This is a genomic window from Streptomyces tendae (assembly GCF_014650435.1).
Lineage (GTDB): Bacteria > Actinomycetota > Actinomycetes > Streptomycetales > Streptomycetaceae > Streptomyces > Streptomyces tendae.
In genome coordinates, this window is sequence record NZ_BMUY01000004.1 from 536,987 (window position 1) to 557,762 (window position 20,776).

24 protein-coding genes are annotated in these 20,776 nt (G+C 73.5%); 11 read left to right on the top strand and 13 right to left on the bottom strand.

Features of this window, described 5'->3' with window-relative positions; translation table 11 throughout:
* Positions 1–36: 36 nt before the first annotated feature.
* Positions 37–822: a hypothetical protein gene (locus IE258_RS14485; protein ID WP_189743455.1), complete on the bottom strand. Its 786-nt coding sequence runs from the start codon at positions 820–822 to the stop codon at positions 37–39.
* Positions 819–1,226, bottom strand: coding sequence for a hypothetical protein (locus IE258_RS14490; protein WP_189743457.1), 408 nt, complete (start codon positions 1,224–1,226; stop codon positions 819–821). Before IE258_RS14490 ends, IE258_RS14485 begins: the two co-directional genes overlap by 4 nt.
* A gap of 311 nt (positions 1,227–1,537) precedes the next feature.
* On the opposite strand from IE258_RS14490, the gene IE258_RS14495 reads away from it, so the two are divergent.
* Positions 1,538–2,491 (top strand): YihY/virulence factor BrkB family protein, encoded by a 954-nt coding sequence (locus IE258_RS14495; protein WP_229892111.1) that lies wholly within the window; start codon positions 1,538–1,540, stop codon positions 2,489–2,491.
* Positions 2,492–2,515: 24 nt separating this feature from the next.
* On the opposite strand, the gene IE258_RS14500 is transcribed toward IE258_RS14495, so the two are convergent.
* The gene (locus tag IE258_RS14500) at positions 2,516–3,310 is read right to left on the bottom strand and encodes an SDR family NAD(P)-dependent oxidoreductase (protein WP_189743459.1); all 795 of its coding nucleotides are present in this window, start codon (positions 3,308–3,310) and stop codon (positions 2,516–2,518) included.
* 194 nt (positions 3,311–3,504) lie between these two features.
* Here IE258_RS14500 and IE258_RS14505 point away from each other — a divergent pair, with 194 nt between their 5' ends.
* The 4 genes from IE258_RS14505 (at position 3,505) to IE258_RS14520 (ending at position 8,503) form a co-directional block, all read left to right on the top strand.
* A complete protein-coding gene (locus tag IE258_RS14505; protein WP_189743461.1) occupies positions 3,505–4,677 on the top strand; it encodes a hypothetical protein in 1,173 nt (390 codons plus the stop codon).
* Between the two features lie 115 nt (positions 4,678–4,792).
* A complete protein-coding gene (locus IE258_RS14510) occupies positions 4,793–5,356 on the top strand; it encodes a 2Fe-2S iron-sulfur cluster-binding protein (RefSeq protein ID WP_159323857.1) in 564 nt (187 codons plus the stop codon).
* A complete protein-coding gene (locus IE258_RS14515) occupies positions 5,353–6,345 on the top strand; it encodes an FAD binding domain-containing protein (protein WP_189743463.1) in 993 nt (330 codons plus the stop codon). The genes IE258_RS14510 and IE258_RS14515 overlap by 4 nt, the downstream gene beginning before the upstream one ends.
* Before the next feature lie 28 nt (positions 6,346–6,373).
* Positions 6,374–8,503 (top strand): xanthine dehydrogenase family protein molybdopterin-binding subunit, encoded by a 2,130-nt coding sequence (locus IE258_RS14520; RefSeq protein ID WP_189743465.1) that lies wholly within the window; start codon positions 6,374–6,376, stop codon positions 8,501–8,503.
* Between the two features lie 77 nt (positions 8,504–8,580).
* On the opposite strand, the gene IE258_RS14525 is transcribed toward IE258_RS14520, so the two are convergent.
* Positions 8,581–10,029, bottom strand: a complete 1,449-nt coding sequence (locus IE258_RS14525; protein WP_189743467.1) for a hypothetical protein — start codon at positions 10,027–10,029, stop codon at positions 8,581–8,583.
* Positions 10,030–10,232: 203 nt separating this feature from the next.
* On the opposite strand from IE258_RS14525, the gene IE258_RS14530 reads away from it, so the two are divergent.
* The 3 genes from IE258_RS14530 to tgmB all read left to right on the top strand — a co-directional run bounded on the left by IE258_RS14530 (position 10,233) and on the right by tgmB (position 11,867).
* Positions 10,233–10,553, top strand: coding sequence for a DUF1232 domain-containing protein (locus IE258_RS14530; RefSeq protein WP_189743469.1), 321 nt, complete (start codon positions 10,233–10,235; stop codon positions 10,551–10,553).
* Between the two features lie 119 nt (positions 10,554–10,672).
* Positions 10,673–10,864, top strand: coding sequence for a putative ATP-grasp-modified RiPP (gene tgmA, locus IE258_RS14535; RefSeq protein WP_003978169.1), 192 nt, complete (start codon positions 10,673–10,675; stop codon positions 10,862–10,864).
* 16 nt (positions 10,865–10,880) lie between these two features.
* Positions 10,881–11,867: an ATP-grasp ribosomal peptide maturase gene (tgmB, locus tag IE258_RS14540; RefSeq protein WP_189743471.1), complete on the top strand. Its 987-nt coding sequence runs from the start codon at positions 10,881–10,883 to the stop codon at positions 11,865–11,867.
* Positions 11,868–11,882: 15 nt separating this feature from the next.
* On the opposite strand, the gene IE258_RS14545 is transcribed toward tgmB, so the two are convergent.
* From IE258_RS14545 to IE258_RS14565, 5 genes are all read right to left on the bottom strand, one after another.
* Positions 11,883–12,098, bottom strand: coding sequence for a hypothetical protein (locus IE258_RS14545; protein WP_003978167.1), 216 nt, complete (start codon positions 12,096–12,098; stop codon positions 11,883–11,885).
* A 108-nt stretch (positions 12,099–12,206) separates the two neighbouring features.
* Positions 12,207–12,710 (bottom strand): hypothetical protein, encoded by a 504-nt coding sequence (locus IE258_RS14550; protein ID WP_189743473.1) that lies wholly within the window; start codon positions 12,708–12,710, stop codon positions 12,207–12,209.
* 166 nt (positions 12,711–12,876) lie between these two features.
* A complete protein-coding gene (locus IE258_RS14555) occupies positions 12,877–13,140 on the bottom strand; it encodes a DUF5133 domain-containing protein (protein WP_189743475.1) in 264 nt (87 codons plus the stop codon).
* A gap of 98 nt (positions 13,141–13,238) precedes the next feature.
* On the bottom strand, positions 13,239–14,084 hold the full coding sequence (locus tag IE258_RS14560) for an NAD(P)H-binding protein (RefSeq protein ID WP_189743477.1): 846 nt from the start codon (positions 14,082–14,084) through the stop codon (positions 13,239–13,241).
* A complete protein-coding gene (locus IE258_RS14565) occupies positions 14,081–14,506 on the bottom strand; it encodes a nuclear transport factor 2 family protein (protein WP_189743479.1) in 426 nt (141 codons plus the stop codon). The genes IE258_RS14560 and IE258_RS14565 overlap by 4 nt, the downstream gene beginning before the upstream one ends.
* Before the next feature lie 134 nt (positions 14,507–14,640).
* Here IE258_RS14565 and IE258_RS14570 point away from each other — a divergent pair, with 134 nt between their 5' ends.
* Positions 14,641–15,234 (top strand): TetR family transcriptional regulator, encoded by a 594-nt coding sequence (locus IE258_RS14570; RefSeq protein ID WP_189743481.1) that lies wholly within the window; start codon positions 14,641–14,643, stop codon positions 15,232–15,234.
* 22 nt (positions 15,235–15,256) lie between these two features.
* Here the strand turns inward: IE258_RS14570 and IE258_RS14575 are convergent, their stop codons facing one another.
* The 3 genes from IE258_RS14575 to IE258_RS14585 all read right to left on the bottom strand — a co-directional run bounded on the left by IE258_RS14575 (position 15,257) and on the right by IE258_RS14585 (position 18,275).
* Positions 15,257–17,026 (bottom strand): ABC transporter ATP-binding protein, encoded by a 1,770-nt coding sequence (locus IE258_RS14575; RefSeq protein ID WP_189743483.1) that lies wholly within the window; start codon positions 17,024–17,026, stop codon positions 15,257–15,259.
* Between the two features lie 180 nt (positions 17,027–17,206).
* On the bottom strand, positions 17,207–17,752 hold the full coding sequence (locus IE258_RS14580; RefSeq protein WP_189743485.1) for a hypothetical protein: 546 nt from the start codon (positions 17,750–17,752) through the stop codon (positions 17,207–17,209).
* A gap of 28 nt (positions 17,753–17,780) precedes the next feature.
* On the bottom strand, positions 17,781–18,275 hold the full coding sequence (locus IE258_RS14585) for an ATP-binding protein (RefSeq protein WP_373309752.1): 495 nt from the start codon (positions 18,273–18,275) through the stop codon (positions 17,781–17,783).
* Positions 18,276–18,500: 225 nt separating this feature from the next.
* Here IE258_RS14585 and IE258_RS14590 point away from each other — a divergent pair, with 225 nt between their 5' ends.
* Positions 18,501–18,728, top strand: coding sequence for a DUF397 domain-containing protein (locus IE258_RS14590; protein WP_104636356.1), 228 nt, complete (start codon positions 18,501–18,503; stop codon positions 18,726–18,728).
* Between the two features lie 151 nt (positions 18,729–18,879).
* A complete protein-coding gene (locus IE258_RS14595) occupies positions 18,880–19,800 on the top strand; it encodes a helix-turn-helix domain-containing protein (protein WP_189743489.1) in 921 nt (306 codons plus the stop codon).
* 80 nt (positions 19,801–19,880) lie between these two features.
* Here the strand turns inward: IE258_RS14595 and IE258_RS14600 are convergent, their stop codons facing one another.
* A complete protein-coding gene (locus IE258_RS14600; protein ID WP_189743491.1) occupies positions 19,881–20,699 on the bottom strand; it encodes an SAM-dependent methyltransferase in 819 nt (272 codons plus the stop codon).
* Between the last annotated feature and the right edge of the window lie 77 nt (positions 20,700–20,776).

Here is a 20,776-nt window from a genome sequence, read left to right on the forward strand (position 1 = left end):
GCAGTCTCCTTTCGTCGCGCCGGCGGCGCGCGCGGATCACAGGGCCTCCAAGGCGTCTCGAAGCCGTCGCAGCAGGGCCGTGTCGGGGTCGTCCCACACGACCGCCCGCGGTTCCGGGCCGGCGGGAAGGGGCGGGGCGGCGGGTGGCGCGGCACGGACGAGGCCGTCGGCGGCCAGGCGCCGCAGCTCGACCAGGGTGTGGTAGGTGCGGCAGGCGAGCGCCGACGCGATCTCCGCGGCGGTGCGTACGCCGTCGACCTGGGCCAGGGTGCGTCCGCGCCGCCCGGGCAGCTCGGCGGTGCCGGCGCCCGGCACCCGGGCCAGGGGGAGGGTGTCGACGGCGGGGTCGGGCCAGATCCGGTCCAGCAGGTCGCGTCGGCGTCCGGACTCGCGGACGACGACGTCCACCGGGACGGCACGGACCGGGCCGAGCCAGTGCACCGCGCCGGGCCGGAAGCGCCGCGCCCGCGTGTCGTGGGCGAGGACGAAGTAGGCGGCGTCGAACAGCGCGCCCAGGTGGCAGACCTCCAGCGCGCCCGCGGCGAGCCGTCCGCTGTCCACGAGCCGGTGGCCGACCCGGTGCTCGGTGCCGCCCCGGTCGACCGCGTCCCACCAGCCGTCCGGCGGGACGGCGCCGCTGTGGGTGAGCAGCGCGCCGAGGTCGGGCGTGAAGGCCGACTCCACGTGCACGACACGGCCCGCCGAGAGGTAGACGATGCCCCGCTCGCCGGACAGGGCGCCGGTCGCCCCCTCTGCCGCGAGGGCACCGAGCGCGTCCGACGTGGTCCCCCGCGTGGTCCAGGTGGTCGTCACCCGGGTCATCCGAGCACCAGCCGGTCCGCCAACTCGGCCAGCCGGATGCGGGCCAGGGCGAGGTTCCCGTCGTTGCGGTCCAGCCACAGGTGGAGGAAGACGGTGCTGTCGAACGGGGTGCTGACGAACCTGAGCAGGTGGTAGGCGTCGCCGGTGGTGGCGATCAGGTCCTCCACCGGGGGTTCCTTCCCGGGCTCGACCGTGCCGGCCGCCGTGCCGCCCGCCGCCAGTGAGCCGCTCTCCGCGACGTGCCGTCCCAGCTCCGCCGTCTCCGCGGCCGTCGCCTCCCAGTCGCCGCCGGGCGCCTCGCCGACGGCGCCGAGAGCGAGCCCGCTGATCCAGTCGACCAGGGACGCGCCGCGCGCGCCCGGCAGTCGCATGGCTTCCAGCAGACTCTCGTCTATTCCGGGCACGCCGGATCCCCTCCCCTGCACGGCAGTACCGCGAACGTGACGACGACACTACGGAAAGTGCACGCATCCGGTGAGCGCTTTGGCATTTTCCAGAGGAACGTGCGCGCGCTCGGGCATACTGCGGTGTTCGGCCCGCTCCGGGCCGGTGAGGTGCGTGCGCTCGCGGAGACGGGCAACCCGCAGGACATGGCCCGACTCCACCCCCCCACAGCGGGAAGCACGCGAAGGACGCGCCGGCCGACGAGCGGGCGGACGCGGACTACGGTCCCGACGCCGCCACCGAGGACGCCGCGCCCGACTCCCCCACCGAACTGCCCGGGCGCTCGTGGTCCGCGCTGACGCGGCGCGTGATCGCCGAGTTCAAGGACGACGAGCTGACCGACCGGGCCGCGGCCCTCACCTACTACGGCATCCTGTCGCTGTTCCCGGCCCTGCTGGTGCTGGTCTCGCTGCTCGGCATCGCCGGGGAGTCCGCCACCCAGGAGGTCCTGGACAACGTGCAGAAGCTCGCGCCGGGTTCGGCGCGGGACGTGATCACGAACGCCGTGGAGCAACTGCAGGCCAAGGCGGGCCTGGGCTCCGTGCTGGCGGTGGTCGGTCTGGTGGGCGCCGTCTGGTCGGCGTCCGGCTACGTGGCCGCGTTCATCCGCGCCGCCAACGCGGTCTACGACGTCCCCGAGGGGCGCCCCGTCTGGAAGGTGCTGCCGCTGCGGGTGGCCCTGACGGTGGTGCTGCTGGTGCTCGCGGTGGTCAGCGCGCTCATCGTGGTGTTCACCGGAAGCCTGGCCCGGCAGGCGGGCACCGCGCTCGGGGTCGGCGACACCGCGCTGACCGTCTGGTCGATCGCCAAGTGGCCGGTGCTGGTCCTGCTCGTCACCTTCATGATCGCGATCCTGTACTGGGCCGCGCCGAACGCCCGGGTCAAGGGCTTCAAGTGGGTCTCCCCCGGCAGCCTGGTCGCGCTGCTGATCTGGCTGCTGGCCTCCGCGGGGTTCGCCTTCTACGTGGCCAATTTCGGCTCGTACAACAAGACGTACGGCACCCTGGCCGGCGTCATCATCTTCCTCGTGTGGCTCTGGGTGACGAACCTGGCCATCCTCCTCGGCCTGGAGTTCGACGCCGAGCTGGCCCGGCAACGGGTCATCGACGGCGGCCACCCGCCCGAGGAGGAGCCGTACGTCGAACCGCGCGACACCCGGGCCTGGAACGAGGCGGACCGGCGCCGCGCGGCCGAGGGCGAGGACGCGGACGAGGGAGGACGGTGACGCGGACGAGGGAGGACGGTGACGCTACGGCAGGATCGAGTCGACGTATCCGCCGTCGACCCGGACGGCCGCGCCGGTGGTGGCCGAGGCGAGCGGGGAGCTGAGGTACACCACCAGGTTGGCGATCTCCTCCGGCTCGATGAGCCGCTGGAGCAGGGACTGCGGGCGGTGTTCGCGCATGAAGACGCGCTGTGCCTCGTCCCAGGGCAGGTCGCGGTCGACCAGTTGGTACACGAAGTCCTCGACGCCCTCGGTGTGGGTGGGCCCCGCGATGACGCAGTTCACCGTGACGCCGCTGCCCGCGGCCTCCTTGGCGAAGCCGCGGCCGACTCCGAGCAGGGCAGTCTTGGAGACTCCGTAGTGGATCATCTCGGCCGGGATCACGACGGCCGAGTCACTCGCGATGTACAGCACCCGGCCCCAGCCGCGGTCCCTCATCCGGGGGAGATGGGCGCGCGTCAGCCTGACGCCCGCGAGGACGTTGATCTCGAAGTAACGGCGCCACTCGGCGTCGCTGATCTCCAGCGCGGGCGCGGCGCCGAAGACGCCGAGGTTGTTCACGAGGACGTCCACGTCGGGCAGCGCCTCCAGGGCCTGCTCGGCGCCCTCCTCGGTGCCGAGGTCGGCCGCGACCGGCACGAACGTGCCGTCGGGCACCTCGGCCCGCAGCTTCTCGATGCTCTCCGCCAGGCGGCCAGCGTCGCGCCCGTTGACGCCCACGGTGGCGCCGGCCCGCGCCAGTGCGGCGGCGATCGCCGCGCCGATGCCCTGCGAGGAGCCCGTCACCAGTGCGGTGCGTCCGCCGAGGTCGAGGTTCATCAGGTCGCTCCTTGTCGTGCCGTACGGTCGGTCGGGTTGCTCCTGCCCACCCTCGCTCACGAGGCACCCGTGCCCCGGCCGTCCGCACCGTGCGCCGCACCGCGGCACGCCCGGTCGGCGGACCCCCGGTGCTCTCGGTTGACCTGCGGCGACGATACTTGCCTACGTCCGTGCCCCTGCTGCCCGATGGACCCATGCCGACCTCTCCCACCGCCCGCCCCACGCACCCGCCCACCCTGTGGGCCGCTCGCGGCCGCCACGTCGGCTCAGCGGCCGAGGACACCGTCCGGCACCGGCTGCAGCGGCTCAAGGCCGACCACGTCGTCGACGACTTCCTGGAGCCGCCCGACGAGCCGACGGAGGACTCCGGGCCCGCGGTCACGCCGGGACCGCGGATCTTCGAGGCACGCTGGAAGGCCCCCGGCGCCGTCACCGTGCGGGCCCGGCTGATCCTGGAGCCCGGCTCGGCGGGCGGGCAGGACTGGACGCTGCTCGCGGAGGCCGAGGAGGCATGGGACCTCTCCTGGCCCTCCCCCGCCACCGTGTTCTGGCCGGACGACCCCGACGTCACCTGGGACCGGGACGCCGCCACCGGCCTTCGCCTGCGGGGCATCAACACCCTGCCGGACGACGACAAGGCCGTGCGCCGGCTGCTCAAGGAGGCGGGGCGCAGCCCGTGGAACATCCACGTGGTGGTGCACGAGGCGATGACCCCGGACCACCGGGGCCGGGTGCCGCTGGCGCAGCGGCTGCCGGCCGGTCTGCGGCACCGGGTGGTCGAACACCGGGCGGCGCCGCAGCAGCACCGGGTGGTGAACTGGGCCCTGGAGGACTTCGGGGTGCAGGTGCCGCGCGGCGGCGCCGTGGTGCTGCCCGGGACACCGGCCCCGGCCGACTACGCCGCCGCCGACTTCTCCGTCCGCACCGTCTTCCTGGACGGCTCCGAGCCCACCGCGCTGATCGCGGCGGTGACGTCCTTCGCCGCACTGCCCAGGCCGCTGCCCGACGACGCGGTGGCGGCCCTCGCCTCGCTGCGGGAGGACTGGCGGCTGCTGACCCTGGAGGAGGAGCTGGAGCGCGAGCGCAAGCTGGTGAAGATGTACGCCGAGGCGCTGGAGGCCATGACCCAGTCCCGCGACCTGTACCGGGAGGCGGCGGAACGCGCGGCCGAGGCCCTCGCCGTGTACCGGGAGTCCGCCGCGGCGGCACCGGACGGGCCGGCACCGTCCCAGCCGCCGTCGGCCTCTCCCCTGCGGGGCCTGACCCGCACCCTGGAGCGGTTCAGGGGCTCCGGCCGGACCCCGCGCCCGGACACCGCCGCCCGGGACGCCTCGGATCCCTCCGGGACCCCGGCGACCGACGACTGACGGCCGGTCGCCGCCGGGCAGCCGCCGGGTGAGGGCACCCTCACGTGTCATCCGGCGCGAGGTGGATACGCGGACCGCACAGGAGCACGGCCCGTCCCGGAAGGTCATCGACGCCATGGACAGCCAGCACGACAGCGCCCCCGCTTCCCGCCCACCGGAGTCCTCCCGTTCCCGGACCACGCTGCGGGTCAACGGCAAGCCGCACACCCTCACCGTCGATCACCGCCGCGTCCTGCTGGACCTCCTTCGGGAGGACCTCGAGCTCGCGGGCGCCAAGAAGGGCTGCGACCACGGTCAGTGCGGCGCCTGCACGGTCCTGGTCGACGGACGGCGCGTCAACAGCTGCCTGCTGTTCGCGGTCGCCCTGGACGGCTGTGAGATCACCACCGTCGAGGGTCTCGCCGGGGACGGCGAGGAACTGCACCCGTTGCAGCGCGCCTTCCTGGACCGCGACGCCTTCCAGTGCGGCTACTGCACCCCGGGCCAGATCTGCTCCGCGGTCGGCGCGCTCGCCGAGGCCGAGGCCGGGCACCCCTCCCACGTCACCGACCCCGCGACGCCCTCCGGGGAGCCCGTCGCCCTGGGCCGCGACGAGATCCGGGAGCGGCTGAGCGGCAACCTGTGCCGGTGCGGTGCCTATCCGCGGATCGCCGACGCGGTCGAGGACGTGATCCCGTGAAGCCCTTCGCCTACGTTCGCGCGGGCAGCGTCGAGGAGGCCACCGATGCCTTCGCGGCCCACCCCGGCGCCCGCTACCTCGGCGGGGGCACCAACCTCGTCGACCTGATGAAGCTCGGCGTGGAGACGCCCACCGCGCTCGTCGACGTCACGCGGCTGCCGCTGGACACCGTGGAGGAACTGCCGGACGGCTCGCTGCGGGCCGGGGCGATGGTCCGCAACAGCGACCTCGCGGCCCACCCGGCGGTGCGCGACCGCTACCCCGCGCTGTCCCAGGCACTGCTGGCCGGTGCCTCCGGGCAGTTGCGCAACGCCGCCACCACCGGCGGCAACCTGTTGCAGCGCACCCGCTGCCCCTACTTCCAGGACGTGTCCAAGCCCTGCAACAAGCGGGAGCCCGGCAGCGGCTGCGGCGCTCTGGAGGGCGTACACCGCGATCACGCCGTGCTCGGCCACTCCGACCAGTGCATCGCCACCCACCCCTCCGACATGGCGGTGGCGCTTGCCGCCCTCGACGCCCGGGTGGAGCTGCACGGCCCCGAGGGCGGCCGCAGCGTCCCCGCCGCCGACTTCCACCGGCTGCCCGGGCTGCATCCGGAGCGGGACACCGAGATCCATCCCGGCGAGCTGATCACCGGCGTGGTCCTGCCCGCGGCCACGGCCGGAGTGCCCTCGGCGTACCGCAAGGCCCGCGACCGGGCGTCGTACGCCTTCGCGCTGGCCTCCGTCGCCGTCGTACTGCACCTCGCGGACGGGGTGGTGGAGCGGGCCGGAATCGCCTTCGGCGGGCTGGCGCACCGCCCCTGGCGGGCGCGGCGGGCCGAGGACGCGCTGCGCGGCGCGGCGCCCACGACGGCGGCGTTCGAGCACGCCGTCGACCTGGAGCTGGCCGCGGCCGAACCGCTGCGGGACAACGCCTACAAGGTGCCGCTGGCCCGGCGGCTGGCCCTGGACGTACTGGGCCGGCTCGCCCCGCCCGCCACGACCTGACGACCGAGGCGTCCACGAGGAGGACTCCATGACCGCCACCGATGCCGTCCTGGGCGCTCCGGTCGAGCGCCGGGAGGGGCGGGAGAAGGTCACCGGCACCGCCCGGTACGCCGCCGAGTACCCGGCGCCGGGCCGCGCCCAGGCCTGGCCGATACCCGCGACGGTCGTACGGGGCCGGGTGACCGGCGTCGACACCGCGGCCGCGCTCGCGCTGCCCGGCGTACTCACGGTGCTCACCCACGGGAACGCGCCCCGGCTCGGCACCCCGGACGACCCGACGCTGGCCGTGCTGCAGGGGCCGCACGTCCCGCACCGGGGCTGGTTCGTGGGCGTCGTGGTGGCCGAGACGCTGGAGGCCGCCCGCGCCGGTGCCGCCGCCGTCCGGATCACCTACGAGACCGAGCCGCACGACGTGACGCTCACCGCCTCGCACTCCGGGGCCTACGTACCCGACTCGGCCAACGGAGGCTTTCCGGCCGTCACCGACCGGGGCGACCCGGACGGCGCGTTCGCCGACTCCGCGGCCCGGGTGGACGTCGAGTACCGGGTGCCGCCGCTGCACAACCACCCGATGGAGCCGCACGCCAGTACGGCGCACTGGGACGGCGACCGGCTGGCCGTGCAGTGTTCGAGCCAGGGCACCACGGCGGTGCAGAAGGAGCTGGCGCGCCTGTTCGCACTGCCCGAGGACCGGATCACGGTGCGCGCCGAGCACGTGGGCGGCGGGTTCGGCTCGAAGGGCACACCGCGCCCCGAGGTGGTGCTCGCGGCGATGGCGGCACGGGAGACGGGCCGGCGGGTGACCGTCGCGCTGCCGCGCCGCTACCTGCCCGCCGTCGTCGGGCACCGCGCGCCGACCCTGCACCGGTTGCGCCTCGGCGCGGACGGCCACGGCCGGCTCACGTCGCTGGTGCACGAGGTGACGACGCACACCTCGCGGGTGAAGGAGTTCGTGGAGCAGGCGGCGGTCCCCGCACGGGTCATGTACGCCGCCCCCGCCCTGCGCACGGTCCACCGCGTGGCGGCTCTGGACGTGCCCACGCCCTCCTGGATGCGCGCCCCCGGCGAGTGCCCCGGCATGTACGCCCTGGAGTCCGCGATGGACGAGCTGGCCGCCGAACTCGGCGTCGACCCGGTGGAGCTGAGGATCCGCAACGAACCGGGCAGCGAGCCGGAGAGCGGACGCCCCTTCAGCAGCAGGCACCTGGTGGAGTGTCTGCGCGAGGGCGCCCGGCGCTTCGGCTGGGAGGGGCGCGATCCCCGGCCGCGGTCCCGTGCGGCGGGGCCCCTGCTGATCGGCAGCGGGGTGGCCTCGGCCACCTATCCGGTGCTGGTCTCCCCGTGTGTCGCCTCGGCGCGCGCCCTGCCCGACGGGGGTTTCCTGGTGCGGGTCAACGCCACCGACATCGGCACGGGTGCCCGGACGGTGCTCGCGCAGGTCGCGGCCGACGCCCTCGGCGCCCCGCTGGAGCGGGTGCGGGTCGAAGTCGCCGACAGCGGCATCGGTTTCGCCCCGATGGCCGGGGGTTCCTCGGGCACCGCGTCCTGGGGGTCGGCCGTCCACGAAGCCTGCGTCCGGCTGGCCGACCGGCTGGCGGAGCACTCGGGGCCGCTGCCGGACGAGGGGGTCGTGGCCGAGGCCGACACCTCCGGGACGGCGGACGCGGAAAGTCCCTTCGCCCGGCACGCGTTCGGCGCCCACTTCGCCGAGGTGACGGTGGACACCGTCTCCGGTGAGGTGCGGGTGACGCGGCTGCTGGGTGTCTTCGCCGCGGGGCGCATCCTCAACGCTCGTACGGCCCGCTCCCAGTTCATCGGGGGCATGACCATGGGCTTGGGCATGGCGTTGACCGAGGACAGCACGGTGGACCCGGTGTTCGGCGACTTCGTGGAGCGGGACCTGGCGTCGTACCACGTGCCCGCGCACGCGGACGTCGCGGACCTGGAGGCGTACTGGGTCGACGAGGAGGACGAGCACCTCAACCCTATGGGCAGCAAGGGGATCGGCGAGATCGGGATCGTGGGCTCGGCGGCGGCCGTGGGCAACGCCGTCCACCACGCCACCGGCATCCGCTTCCGGGAACTGCCGCTCACTCCCGACCGGGTGCTCACCGCTCTGCTCGCGCACGAGCATCCCGCGGGCATGCTGGGCGTCTGACGGTGCACGCGTGGTCCGCGCCGGTTCACCTTCCGGCGCGGACCACGCGCTGTCGGGACGCGGGTGGTGGCCGGCGGTCAGTCCGCGGCGGTGCGGCTCGACACGGCCACGGGGCGGGCCGGCCGGCGCCGGGCGGAGTCCTGCGAGGCCACGCGCACGCACAGCGCCGTCAGCGCGACCAGCGAGGCGGCCACGGCCACCGCGACCGCGATCCACACGGGTGCCAGCGTGAGGTCCGTGACCGGGGACACCCGCTCCGAGGGGGTGGCGCTGCCGTAGAGCTTGGCGGCGGCCAGGGCCGCCGGGCCCACGACCGCGGCGGCGAGCAGGGGTACGGCCGGCCGCACGGTCAACAGCAGGGCCAGCACCAGGCAGAGCGCGGACAGGCCGAGTGCCACCCCGTATGCCTGTGCGGAGGCGTCGCCGCGGTGCAGCGGGAAATAGGCCACGCCGCACCCGGCCAGGACCGCGACGGCGAGCCAGGCGGGCCAGGCCGGACCGCGGGCGGCCCGCCGTGCCGCGCGGTCGCGGCTGCGGTCGCGCGCCGCGCGTGCCTCGTCGCGGTCGCGCGCCGCGCCGGACTCCGCACGGCGCGCCGCACGGGACTGGGTGCGGTCGTGCGCGCGGGACTCGTCGCGGTCGCGTCCACGGCGGAACGGGCGTGGCGGCCTGCGGCGTTCCCGGCCGCGGCGGTCCGCTCCGCCGGCGGCGCCGGTGCGGCCCGCCGCCCGGGCGGCGGGCTCGGGTCCGTCGTGCTCGTCGGCCGCGTCCCGGGCCGCCCGCAACCGCCGGGCGTCGGGCCGCTCCGCGACTACGTGCCCGCTCTCGGCGAGCCGGCCGATCAGTTCGACCAGTTCGTCCACGGGCCGTCCGGTGGCGGCGGCGCGCACGGCCTCCTGCCCGCAGTGCGGTTCCAGGGGTGTGCGGTGCAGCAGCGCCATCAGCCGGGTCACGTCCTCCACGGAGCGGCACTCCGCCGCGGCCCGGATCGCCTCGTCGGCGCTGTGCGACTGGCGCGGCGGCCGGGTCAGCAGACCGACCAGCCGGGTGACGTCCTCGACGGACCGGTTCACGCCGACCGCGCGGAGCGCGTCGATCGTGGCCTGCGCGTACTGCGGTGACCGCTCCAGGGTCGTGATCAGGTCGACGACCTCGTCCAGCGGTCGGTCGGCGACGGCCGCGCGCACCAGATCGCCGACGGGATCGCCGTACGCGTGCGCCGCACCGTCGGCGGCCCCGGCCTCGGCCTCGGCGTCCGCCTCCGTGTGCGGGACGGTGGGCGCGTCGGAGACGGGGAGGTCGGGGTCGGGGTCGGGCTCGAGTTCGGCGAGGTCGTCCTCGTCGAGGTCGACGTCCCAGATGTCGGCGTCCCGCTCGGGCGCGGGCCGGCCGGCGGAGGTCCGGCCCGCGGGTTCCGCGCCCGGCGGCCGCGCCGTGCCGGTGGTCGTGGTCGTCTCCCCGGTGGGCAGGTCCAGGGCGGATATGGCGTACTCGGGCGAGCGGGGTGATGAAGAGCCGGTGGTCATGATCTCTCCGTGTGGTGGGGGTGCGGCCGCCCTGCGTCCCCGACATGCGACTCGCGCTGTGTGCTGCCATTACTAGGCACGTCCACCGCGCCGTGCCACTTCGGTGGGCCACAGGGATGAGAGACCCCGTCCCCGGGTCTTGCCGCCGCCGCGAGCGGGCATCCGGGTAGGGAGGCGCGTGTCGCGTGCCGAAGGAGGGGTCCGTGGATACGACCACCGTGATCGTCGTGGCGGTGCTGCTCGCGGCGTTGGTCCTCGCGGCGGCTCTCGCCGTGCTGGTGCGCCTGGTCCGCACCCGACGGGACCTCAGGCGGGCGGGGCTGCCGACGGGCCCGCGCTGGGTCTTCTGGGGCGCCGTCCTCTACCTGGTGCTCCCGGCGGACCTGTTGCCCGACCCGGTCTACCTGGACGACATCGGCGTGCTGCTGCTGGCGCTGCGCTCCGCGCGCGGCCCGATCGGCGGGCGGCGCGGCCCCGCGGAGCGGCGGCGGACCACCGGCCCGCCCGGTGATTACGCAGCGTAAGGAAACCAATCACCCGTTCGATTCGTATAAGTCTCTGGAAGCCGAAGGAAGTCGGCGGACCAGATGACGGCGCACAGGGGCCGTCGTCTGATCGGCGCAGCACCGACTAGGGAGAGACGATGCAACCGTTCGCGCTCAACTACGCACGGCCCGCAGTGGAGTTGGAAGCCACGACTCCGTACGTCTACGACTCCGGGCTGCAGTTGAACGTGCTCCTCGACGGGCGGGTGGCCGCCTGCGACCACGCGCTGCTGAGAGAACTGGGGACCACGACCTCCACCGCGGGGTCGAAGACTCACTTCGACGACTGAACACGGGTCGTCGAGCATGACCGTGTTGATCCTGACCAGTGAAGAGGACGTCACCGCCGACATGGTGGTGGTGCACCTGAACGCGTCGGGGGTGCCGGTGGTCCGCCTGGACCCCGCCGACCTCACCGACTCCGTCGCGCTGTCCGGCGAGTTCGTGCACGGCTCCTTCCGGGGCCATCTGTCCTCGGGGGGCCGTCTGGTGAGCATCGGCGGGCTGCGGTCCGTCTGGGTGCGCAGGCCGGGCGGCGCGGCCACGCGGGCCGCCGAGCCGTCCGCATGGCTGACCGAGGAGGCCGGTCAGGCGCTGTACGGCATGCTGCGCGGCTCGGGCGCGCGCTGGATGAACCAGCCGGACGCCGCGCACCGGGCCAGGTACAAGCCCTGGCAGCTGCGCCTGGCCCAGCGGTGCGGGCTGCCCGTGCCGGCGACGCTGATCACGACGTTCCCGCGGGCCGCGCGCGAGTTCGCCGAGCGCTACCCGGACCTGGTGGTCAAGCCCGTCTCCGGCGCCCATCCGCAGGACCCGCCCCTGGCGGTGCCGACCAGCCGGGTCCCGCCCGAGGCCGACTTCTCCGCCGTCGCGCACGGCCCGACGCTGCTGCAACGCCGGGTCGCCAAGCGTGCCGACATCCGGCTGACCGTCGTCGGCGAGGAGTTGCTGGCCGCCCAGAAGACGGCACTGTCGAGCCTGGACCCCGACGAGGTGGACGTCCGTTTCACGCCGTCGGCCGAGCCGTGGCGGCCGGCCGAGGTGCCGCCGCGCGTCGCCGAGCAGGTCCGCGCCTACCTCGGCGCCGCCGGACTGGCCTACGGCGCCCTCGACTTCGCCGAGGACGGCGACGGCACCTGGTGGTTCCTCGAGTGCAACCAGTCGGGGCAGTTCGGCTTCGTCGAGGTGGACACGGGCCAGCCGATCGCCCGCACCATCGCTGAGTGGCTGGCCCGGCCCGGCGCCGCGGACCCGGTGGACGCGGGCGGCCCCGACACGGCGGCGGTCGGGTGAGGTCGGGTGCGCCCGTCAGTGCGGGCGCGGGCCGGGCAGCAGGGCGGTGCGCTGCCAGCCGGCGCCCGGGGACGGCTGGCGCTCGGCGCCGGGCAGGTGCCCGGGGGCGCGCAACGGACGCATGACCACCTCCAGTTCCCTGCTCACACGCTCGGCGTCCCGCCGCACCTGCTCGGGGACGTCACCGCGTTCGGCGACGAGTCGGTCGTAGATGGGGGAATCCTGGAACACCCGTCAACGTGCCTTTCGTGTCGTCCGCCCCCGCACGGAGGCGCGACTGAGCAGTCTAGGCGCCCGTTCACGTGGTGGTGCGCATTCCGCCAGGATGTGAACGGGCACTCAGGCGCCGGTCGTGGAACCGGGCCGCACGATCATGAGAATGGTCACCGTGGCCCACAGCAGGTTGAACAGACCGGTGAACATGGCCAGCCGGACCGTGCGCGCCCGTTCGACCGGCTGCCCGTCGGCCAGTTGCCCCAGGAGCTCCTCCTGGCGCGGCAGGACGAAGGCGGCCAGGAGCCCGGCGGCGACGGCGGTGAGGGTGACGGATGTGATCAGCCACGCGTCCCCCAGCACACCCATCGAGGCGGCGGTGGCGAAGCCGAGGACCGGCACCGCGATGCCCAGACCGGCGTAGACCCGGCAGATGCGGTGCAGCAGCCGGACGGTGCGCACGTCCCCGGCGTCCGCCCCGCCTCCGTCCCGGCCCCCGCCCGCTCCCCCGCCGGGCACCGGCACCGGCACCCGGCGGGCGGCCGCCGGGAACATGCTGGCCGCGACGGTGACGGGTCCGACCGCGACGATCGCCGCCAGGACGTGGAGGGACAGCAGGAACTTGGTCATGGGGCGGGCTCCGGGAGACAGGATCGGTCGGCGTGCGGTGCTGCACAGCCACGCTAGGAACCCGGCGAGTGATCGCCCAGAGGCGGAAACGACAGCTTCCGACGGGTTCTCGCCAGGGCTCCTGTCCGGCACGTCCTGCCGCACCCCGGCCCAGGGGGCCGCGGAGTCACACGGCCAGTGACAGGCCGCTCTCCCCGTCGACGTCCGCCGGACGCGGCTCCGGTGCCGCGCGCCCCTTGGCGAGCAGCAGCGCGTCCGCCTTCGCCACCGCGTCGTGGACGCTGGTCGTCGCCATCATCACGCACAGTGTGTAACTGACGTCCGTCAGGTCCCGCGTCACCGCGGGCCGCGGCCTCTCCGCCTGAGCGATCCGCAGGGATGCGTACCGCGTCAGCAACTCTCTGACGACCTTCGGGTCCGGTTCGAGCACGAAGCGCCCCTCTCTCGACTTTCGCTGCGTATGCCCGGACCCCGCCGTCACAATCGCATCGTGCGTACCGTCGCCCGCAATTGACCGGATCCAGACGCTCAGCGCCCCGCCCACTCCCGTTCCATCACCTCCCGGAAGCCGTGCGGCGGGCGGCCGGTGACATGTTCGACCGTGTCGGTGGTGCGGTCCTCGGCCCCCTGGGCGATCGCACGGTCCAGGTCGGCGAGCAGCACGGCGAAGTCCGGCGGTACCACGCTCGCGAGGTGGGCACCCAATTCCTCGGGAGTCAGGGCCCGGTGGACGACCGGCCGGCCGCCGACCCGGGTGAGGACCGCGGCGACCTCGTCGTGGGTGAGGGGCTCGGGCCCGGTGAGGACCAGATCGGTGTTCGGGGCGTGGTCGTCGGTGAGGGCGTGCACGGCGACGGCGGCGATGTCGTCGGCGTCGACGAAGGCCACCCGACCGCTTCCGGTGGCGGTCCAAAAGACGCCGTCCCGGCGGATGCCGGTGGCGTGGGCGTGGTCGCCGGTGAAGTTCTGCATGAACCACGAGGGCCGGAGCACCGCCCACTGGTCGAACAGGCCCGGCAGTTCCCGGTGCACCCGGCCCACCGCCGGACCGCCCTCGGGCACGGCGGAGGAACTGAGCAGTACGGCACGGTGCACACCTGAGGCACGGGCCAGGCGCAGGAAGGGCAGCATGACCGCGGCCGGGTCCGTGTCACCCACCGGCGGGACGAGGTAGACGCGGTCCGCTCCGCCGAGGGCCGCCTCGTGCGTGGTGGCGTCGTACCAGTCGAAGCGGACCGGCTGCGCGCCCGGCAGCGGGGCAGCGCGCCGTCCGGCGGCCCTCACCGGGTGCCCGGCGGCGACCAGCCGGGCGACGGTGCGGCTCCCGGTCGTGCCGGTGGCGCCGATCACCAGCGTCGTACCGATGGCGGTCATCGGGCGCTCCCGGCGAATTCGGCGCCGGGTTCCAGCAGTGCCAGCGGGTTCCAGTAGTCGCGGTAGGACGTGAACCGGCCGTCCTCGACGGTCACCACGGCGATGTACGTCATGTCGAAGGGGGCGCCCGTCCGCACCAGCCGGCCCACGCCCCGCATCTCCACCACGACGGTTCGGGTGTCGGTCGTCTCGTGGACGCGCAGGTCGGGGAAGTCGTGCAGGTCGATGTGGTCGGGATAGTGCCGCATGTAGGCGGCGACGGCCTCCCGCCCCTCCAGTCGCCGAGGCCGCCCCTCGGGGGCGAAGGGGAATTCCATGACGCCGTCGTCGGCCCACAGGCCGACCCAGCCGTCGATGTCCTTGTCCAGCAGCAGACGCAGGCCGTGCCGGAACAGGTCCGACGGGGACATGGGGGTGGGCATGGGTGTACTCCTCTGCACCGCGCCTTCCCGGCGCGGTCGTCGCATAGAATGCGGACCGGCGGTCCGCTTCAAACAATACGGACCGACAGTCCGCTTTGCAACGCGCACCGCCCCCCTGCCCGGAGGAGACCCCAGTGACCGAGCGCAAGCCCCGCAAGGACGCGGCCCGCAACCGGGCGGCCGTCCTCGCTGCCGCCGATGCCCTCTTCACCGACTGCGAAAGTCCCGACGACGTCACCATGGCCGATGTCGCGGCGGCCGCCGGCGTCGGCAAGGGCACCCTCTTCCGGGCCTTCGGCGACCGGGTCGGACTGGTCAAGGCGCTGTACGAGGCCCGGCTCGAGCCGGTGGGACGGGCCGTCGAGACGGGACCGCCGCCGCTGGGCCCCGGAGCCGAGCCGCAGCGCCGCGTGACGGCCCTGCTCGACGCCCTCCTGTGCTTCAAGCTCGACAACCGGGGCCTGGCGCTGGCGCTGGAGGCCACGGGGCACGACAGCCCCTACGGGGCGGAGCACTACGAGCGCTGGCACACCCTGCTCCGCTCCGTGCTGGAGGAGGTGCCCGGCCTTGCCGACGGCGAGTTCGCCGCCCACGCACTGCTCGCCGCCGTCCGGGCCGACCTGGTGGAGCACCTGGCCGGCCGGCGGGGCGTGCCCCGCGAACGGATGCGCGCCCAGCTCGCCGACTACACCGCCCGGGTCCTCGGCCCGGCCCCCGCACGGCCCTGAGGTCCGGACGGCGCGGCCGTGCTCAGGCCACCTGACCGCTGTGGAGTGCGGTGTACGCCCCGCCCCCGGCCAGCAGTTCCTCGTGCGTGCCGATCTCCTGGATGCGGCCGTCGCCCATCACCACGATCCGGTCCGCGCCCCGCACGGTGGACAGCCGGTGCGCCACCACGAACGTGGTGCGCCCGCGCAGCAGCCGGGCCAGCGCCTGCTGGACGAGCGCCTCCGAGCGGGTGTCCAGCGCCGAGGTGGCCTCGTCGAGGATCAGCACCCGGGGGTCCCGGATCAGGGCGCGGGCGATGGCCAGGCGCTGACGCTGCCCGCCGGACAACCGCGCTCCGTGCTCCCCGACCAGGGTGTCCAGGCCGCGCGGCAACCGGTCGACGAACTCCAGGGCGTTGGCGTCGCGCAGGGCGCCGCGCACGGTCTCCTCGTCGGCGTCGTCCATGCCGTAGGCGACGTTCTCCCGGATCGTGCCGTCGAACAGGATCGACTCCTGCGGCACCACTGAGACGAAGCGCCGGTACGTGCGCAGGTCGAGGGTGTTCATGTCGGTGCCGTCCAGCAGCAGCCGGCCGGAGGTCGGCCGCAGGAAGCCGATCACCAGGTTGAGGACGGTGGACTTGCCGGCGCCGGACGCGCCCACCAGGGCGATGGTCTCGCCCGGTTCGACGCGGAGGGTGAAGTCGCTGACCGCGGGCCGCCCGTCGCTCTCGTAGAGGTGCCCGACGCCCTCGAAGGCGACGGCTCCGCGCAGGGCCGTCACCTCCTTCTTGCCCTCGTTGTCCTCCAGTTCGGGGGCCTGGAGCACCTCGCCGACCGAACGGACGGACTCCAGGCCCTTGGTGATGACGGGGGCCAGACCCGCCAGCGTCGTCGTGGAGTTGGTGAGGGTGGTCAGGAAGGCGCTGAGCATGACGACGTCGCCGGCGGTGACTCCCCAGACGTCGTAGTACGAGATCAGCGCGGCGCCGGCCAGTACCAGGACTCCGACCACGTTGAGCACGACCCAGGACAGCGAGCCGAAGCGGCCGTTGACCAGGTCCAGGCGCATCCCGGAGGTCAGCAGCCGGTCCAGGGTGCCGTCCATGCGGCGCAGCGCTTTGCCCTCCAGGCCGTGGGCACGGGTGACCGGGATGAGCCGGGTCATCTCCGTGACCCGCGAGGACAGGGTCTCCACCTCGTGGCGGAAGCGCTCGTTGTGGGTGCGCAGCCGGGCTCGGAGCCGGGCCACGAGCACGGAGGCGGCGGGGACGACGACGAGGAAGACGGGCAGGAACTCCGGGGTGCGCACGGCGATGATGACGAGGCCGCCGGTGAGCACGGTGAAGGCGCCGAGCCCGGTCTCGGCGGTCTGCTGCACCATCTGTTCCACCGTCTCCACGTCCCGGACGACCTTGGCCTGGAGCACGCCCGCGCTCACCCGCGAGTGGTAGCCGATGGAGAGTTGCTGCATGCGCGTGCACAGTGCGGAGCGCAGCGCGGTGCCCATGCGGCGCACGCTGCCGTAAAGGAGGCGGACGTACAGCAGGTGCAGCGGGTAGTTGATCACCAGGATGAACATGATGATCCCGGTGCTGGTCCACAGGTCGGCGATCGGGCCGTGCTGCACGACGGTGTCGATGATGGCGGCCGTGATCAGGGGCAGCAGCCAGATCGGGCTGTGCTTCACGGTGAAGACCGCCACCGCGCCGGCCAGTCGGCGGCGGTCGGCGCGGAACAGGTAGACGAGTGTGCGTATCGGGTGTTCGCCCCGGTAGCGGTGATCGAGCGGCTTTTCCATCGACGACGCCATCGGCGTGGTCCTCCTGGTGACCAAGTGGGGAAAGCGCTTGCTTCCCGCGCTTTCCTACCCGGTCGGCCCGGAGTGCGCCACACCGTCCCGCACCTTGGAAGGGGGACCCGCGCCTTCTCCCCCGTGGAGGGCGCGGGCCCCGGTCTTCGGGGCGCGGGGCACGTCGCCCGGAGCGGGGGCTCAGTCCTTGAGGGTGCGGGCGAGTTCGGTGGTGGCCCGGGTGATCTCGGTGTCGTCGTCGGCCATCAGCCGCTCCAGGCCGTCCCGTCGGGCGCGGACGGCCTGCCGCGCCGCGCGCTCCCAGGCCACCGGATTCTCCCGGTGGTTGAGCAGCTTGGGGTAGGCGGTGGCCGTGGTCTCCCACTGCCGGGCGTCGGCGATGTTCTTGAGGAGCTGGATGATCTGCGCCCGGCAGCTCACCTGGGGTCGCTGCGCCAACTCCCACAGGAAGGGGACCGTCGCGGCGGTCGCCTGCTCGACGACGAAGCCGTACTGGCAGATGCGGCCCCGCAGGTCGCCGAGGGCGGCGCGGGCGGTCTCGGCGTCGCCCCGGGCGACCTTGCGCAGCAGCCGGGGAATGGCCGCCGCCGAACCGGTGGAGTCCTGGATGTCGCTCCAGGGCACGCCGTCGAGACCGGCGAGCAGGGCGGTGGAGCGGGGCGAGCCGGTCGACGTGTGACGGTCGGTGCGCTGGATGCTCGGCTCGGGTGTCGGAGCGCTGCGCATGGTGTGGGGCCCTTCCGCGGCAGTCGGGTCAGGTGAGGGAACGGGTCGACAACGTGGCCCAGACCGTCTTGCCCGCCGGCGGGCGCGGGGTCCAGCCCCACTCCTCGGCGAGGGCGTCGACGATGCACAGGCCGCGTCCGTGCTCCCGGAGAGCGGAGCCGTCGGACGGGTTGAACGGGTTGAACACGGGTGCGTTGTCCCCGGGATCGGAGACGGTCAGCGTCAGGGCGGCGGGGCCCAGGGCCAGTCCGAGCCTGACCTCCGGTGCGCCGGCCGCCGCCGAGGGCACGGCGTGCGTCACGGCGTTGGAGATCAGTTCGGTGATCACGAGCACCGCGTCGTCACCGCGGTGGTCGAGGGACCACCCGCGCAGGGTGTCCCGAGTGAAGACCCGAGCCCGTGCGAACCCCTCGCCGCTGCACGCGACGCGCAGCACGGCGGCGGTCGGGCGGCCACCGAGGGCGGGGCGGCGCCCCGCGTACGGAAGCCCTTCGGAGCGGCTCGTCGCGCCTGCCTCCGACACGGGTTCGCCGGGCGACCGGAGCGTTGGATGCGCAGGTGACGGCACAGCATCTCCCTGATGCGACGTCAGAACGGGACCTCAACCGGGGGGTTGACGCCACGGCTATTATCCACGCTTAGAGCGCTCGCGTGCAATTGCACGAGAAATTGCGCGAAAAAAGTCGGATGGGGGCGCTCGGGGACCGGCACGACACGGTCCGCTCCCCCGAACAGCAAGGAGACCGCGGTGCCACCAGTGCGCAACGGAGTGCAGGCCAGCCAGTTGGACGCCTGCTGGAAGAAGAGTCGGCACAGCAACGCCGAGGGCAACTGCGTCGAGGTCGCCCTCGTGGACGGAGGCATCGCGATGCGCAACTCCCGTGACCCCGACGGCCCCGCGCTCGTCTACACCCCGGCTGAGGTGGCCGCGTTCCTGGCGGGGGCGAAGGAAGGCGAGTTCGACCACCTGGTGTAGCGCGCCACCTGGTGTAGCGCGGCGGCGGCGTGGCGGCGGCATGGCGGACTCAAGCGGAGGCCAACTACCCGATTTCTTCAGGCGGATGCGGCGGGCCCCGATGGGATGAGATAGTCTTTCCTTCAAGTCTGCCGGTCTGCTGGGAGTCAGGATGTCCGCCGCGCCGCATCGCATCTCCCGTCTCGAACCCTATCTGGACCGGGCCGAGCCGACCCCGACTCTCCTGAAGATGCTCGTCGGCGTGCAGCTGGCGGGCTTCCGCGAGGACGCCGGCCTCTCCCAGGACCAGGCGGCACGCGCCCTGGGCTTCAGCGGTGCGAAGCTCTCGCGCATCGAGTCGGGCAAGGGCCGCAGGCCCCCTTCGGAGAACGACGTCCGTGCGCTGCTGGAGCAGTACGGCACCGATGCCTACGAAGCCTCGGTCCTGCTCAAACTGTTGCAGCGCGCGGGCGAACCGGGCTGGTGGCAGCGGTACGACAAGCGCCTGATGCCCGAGTGGTTCGACCGCCTGGTCGGCCTCCAGGAAGCCGCGGCGACCATCCGTACCTTCGAGATCCAGTACGTGCCCGGCCTGCTGCAGACCGCGGCATACACCCAGGCAGTGGTCGAGCGCGGCCTGCCGAACGCACCCGCGGCCGAGGTCCGGCGCCGGGTCGAACTGCGCAAGCACCGGGCGGCGTTGCTGGACCGCGGGGACGCGCCGCAGCTGTGGGCGATCATCGACGAGTCCGTCCTGCTGCGCGTGCTGGGCAGCCGCGAGGTCATGCGCGAGCAGCTCGAGCACCTGGTCGAGATGGCCAAGCGGCCCCATGTGACGCTGCAGATCGTGCCGCTGGACGTGACGAACGCGTCGGCGCCGGCGATCCCCGTCACCTATCTGCGTTTCGGCGGCGCCGATCTGCCGGACGTGGTCTACCTGGAGCACATCGGCAGCGCCAACTTCCTGGAGGACCGGGACGAGACCGAGCAGTACCGGGTCGCGCTGGACCGGCTGGCCGACGAGGCGCTGACTCCGCGCGCGTCACTGGAGCGGCTGCGCGAGACGATGGCGATGCGCTACCCCGACAAGTAGGCACGGCACGCGGGAGGGGCCGCGCACGGTGTGCGTGGCCCCTCCCGCGTCGTGCGGTGATCCGCTCGGTTCTTCCGCGGTCAGCGCAGCCGGCCCAGACCGCCGAACTCGATCCACTCGTCGGTGAGCTGGCGCGGCGCCACCTCGGTGTCCGGACGCCAGGTGGAGACCTCCACGAGGCCCGGCTCCAGGATCTCCATGCCCTCGAAGAGGTCCTCGACGTCCCCCGGCTCACGCACCCGGCCCCAGTGGCCCTGCGTCGCCTGGTCCATGAAGTCCGTGACGAACTTCCGCACCTCGGCGTCCTCGCTGACCAACTGGCACATCACGGCGAAACTTCCGGGCGCCAGCCGCTCGGTCACCCGGCGGACGACCGCCTTGGGCCCGTCGGTGTCGCTGTCCGGGATGCAGTGGAACACCGAGTTGAACAGGACGGCGACCGGCTGCGAGAAGTCGATCAGCCGCTGGGTGTCCGGGTGGGAGAAGATCTCCTCCGTGGCACGCATGTCGGCGTGTATGACGGCGGTCTGGTCGTTCTGGTCGAGCAGCGCCCGGCCGTGGACCAGCACCATCGGGTCGTTGTCGACGTAGACCACGCGGGACTCGGGGGCGACGCGTTGCGCGACCTGGTGCACGTTGTCCTGCGTGGGCAGGCCGGAGCCGTGGTCGAGGAACTGACGGATGCCGTAGTCCTCGGCGAGGACGCGGACGACCCGCTGGAGGAAGCGCCGGTTGTTCAGCGCCAGCCGGCGCGTGCTGGGGACGACCTTGTCGAGTTCGCCCACGGCCGCGCGGTCGGCCGCGTAGTTGTCCTTGCCGCCCAGGTAGAAGTCGTACATACGCGCCGCTGTCGGCACGTTGGCGTCGATCTCCGTGGACAGCTGCTTGTCGGCTTGCATCGTTCCCCCAGCTCCGTACCGGCGCCAACTGGACTGGCATGACAGACAGTACATCCTAAAGACCTAGTGGTCAGCCA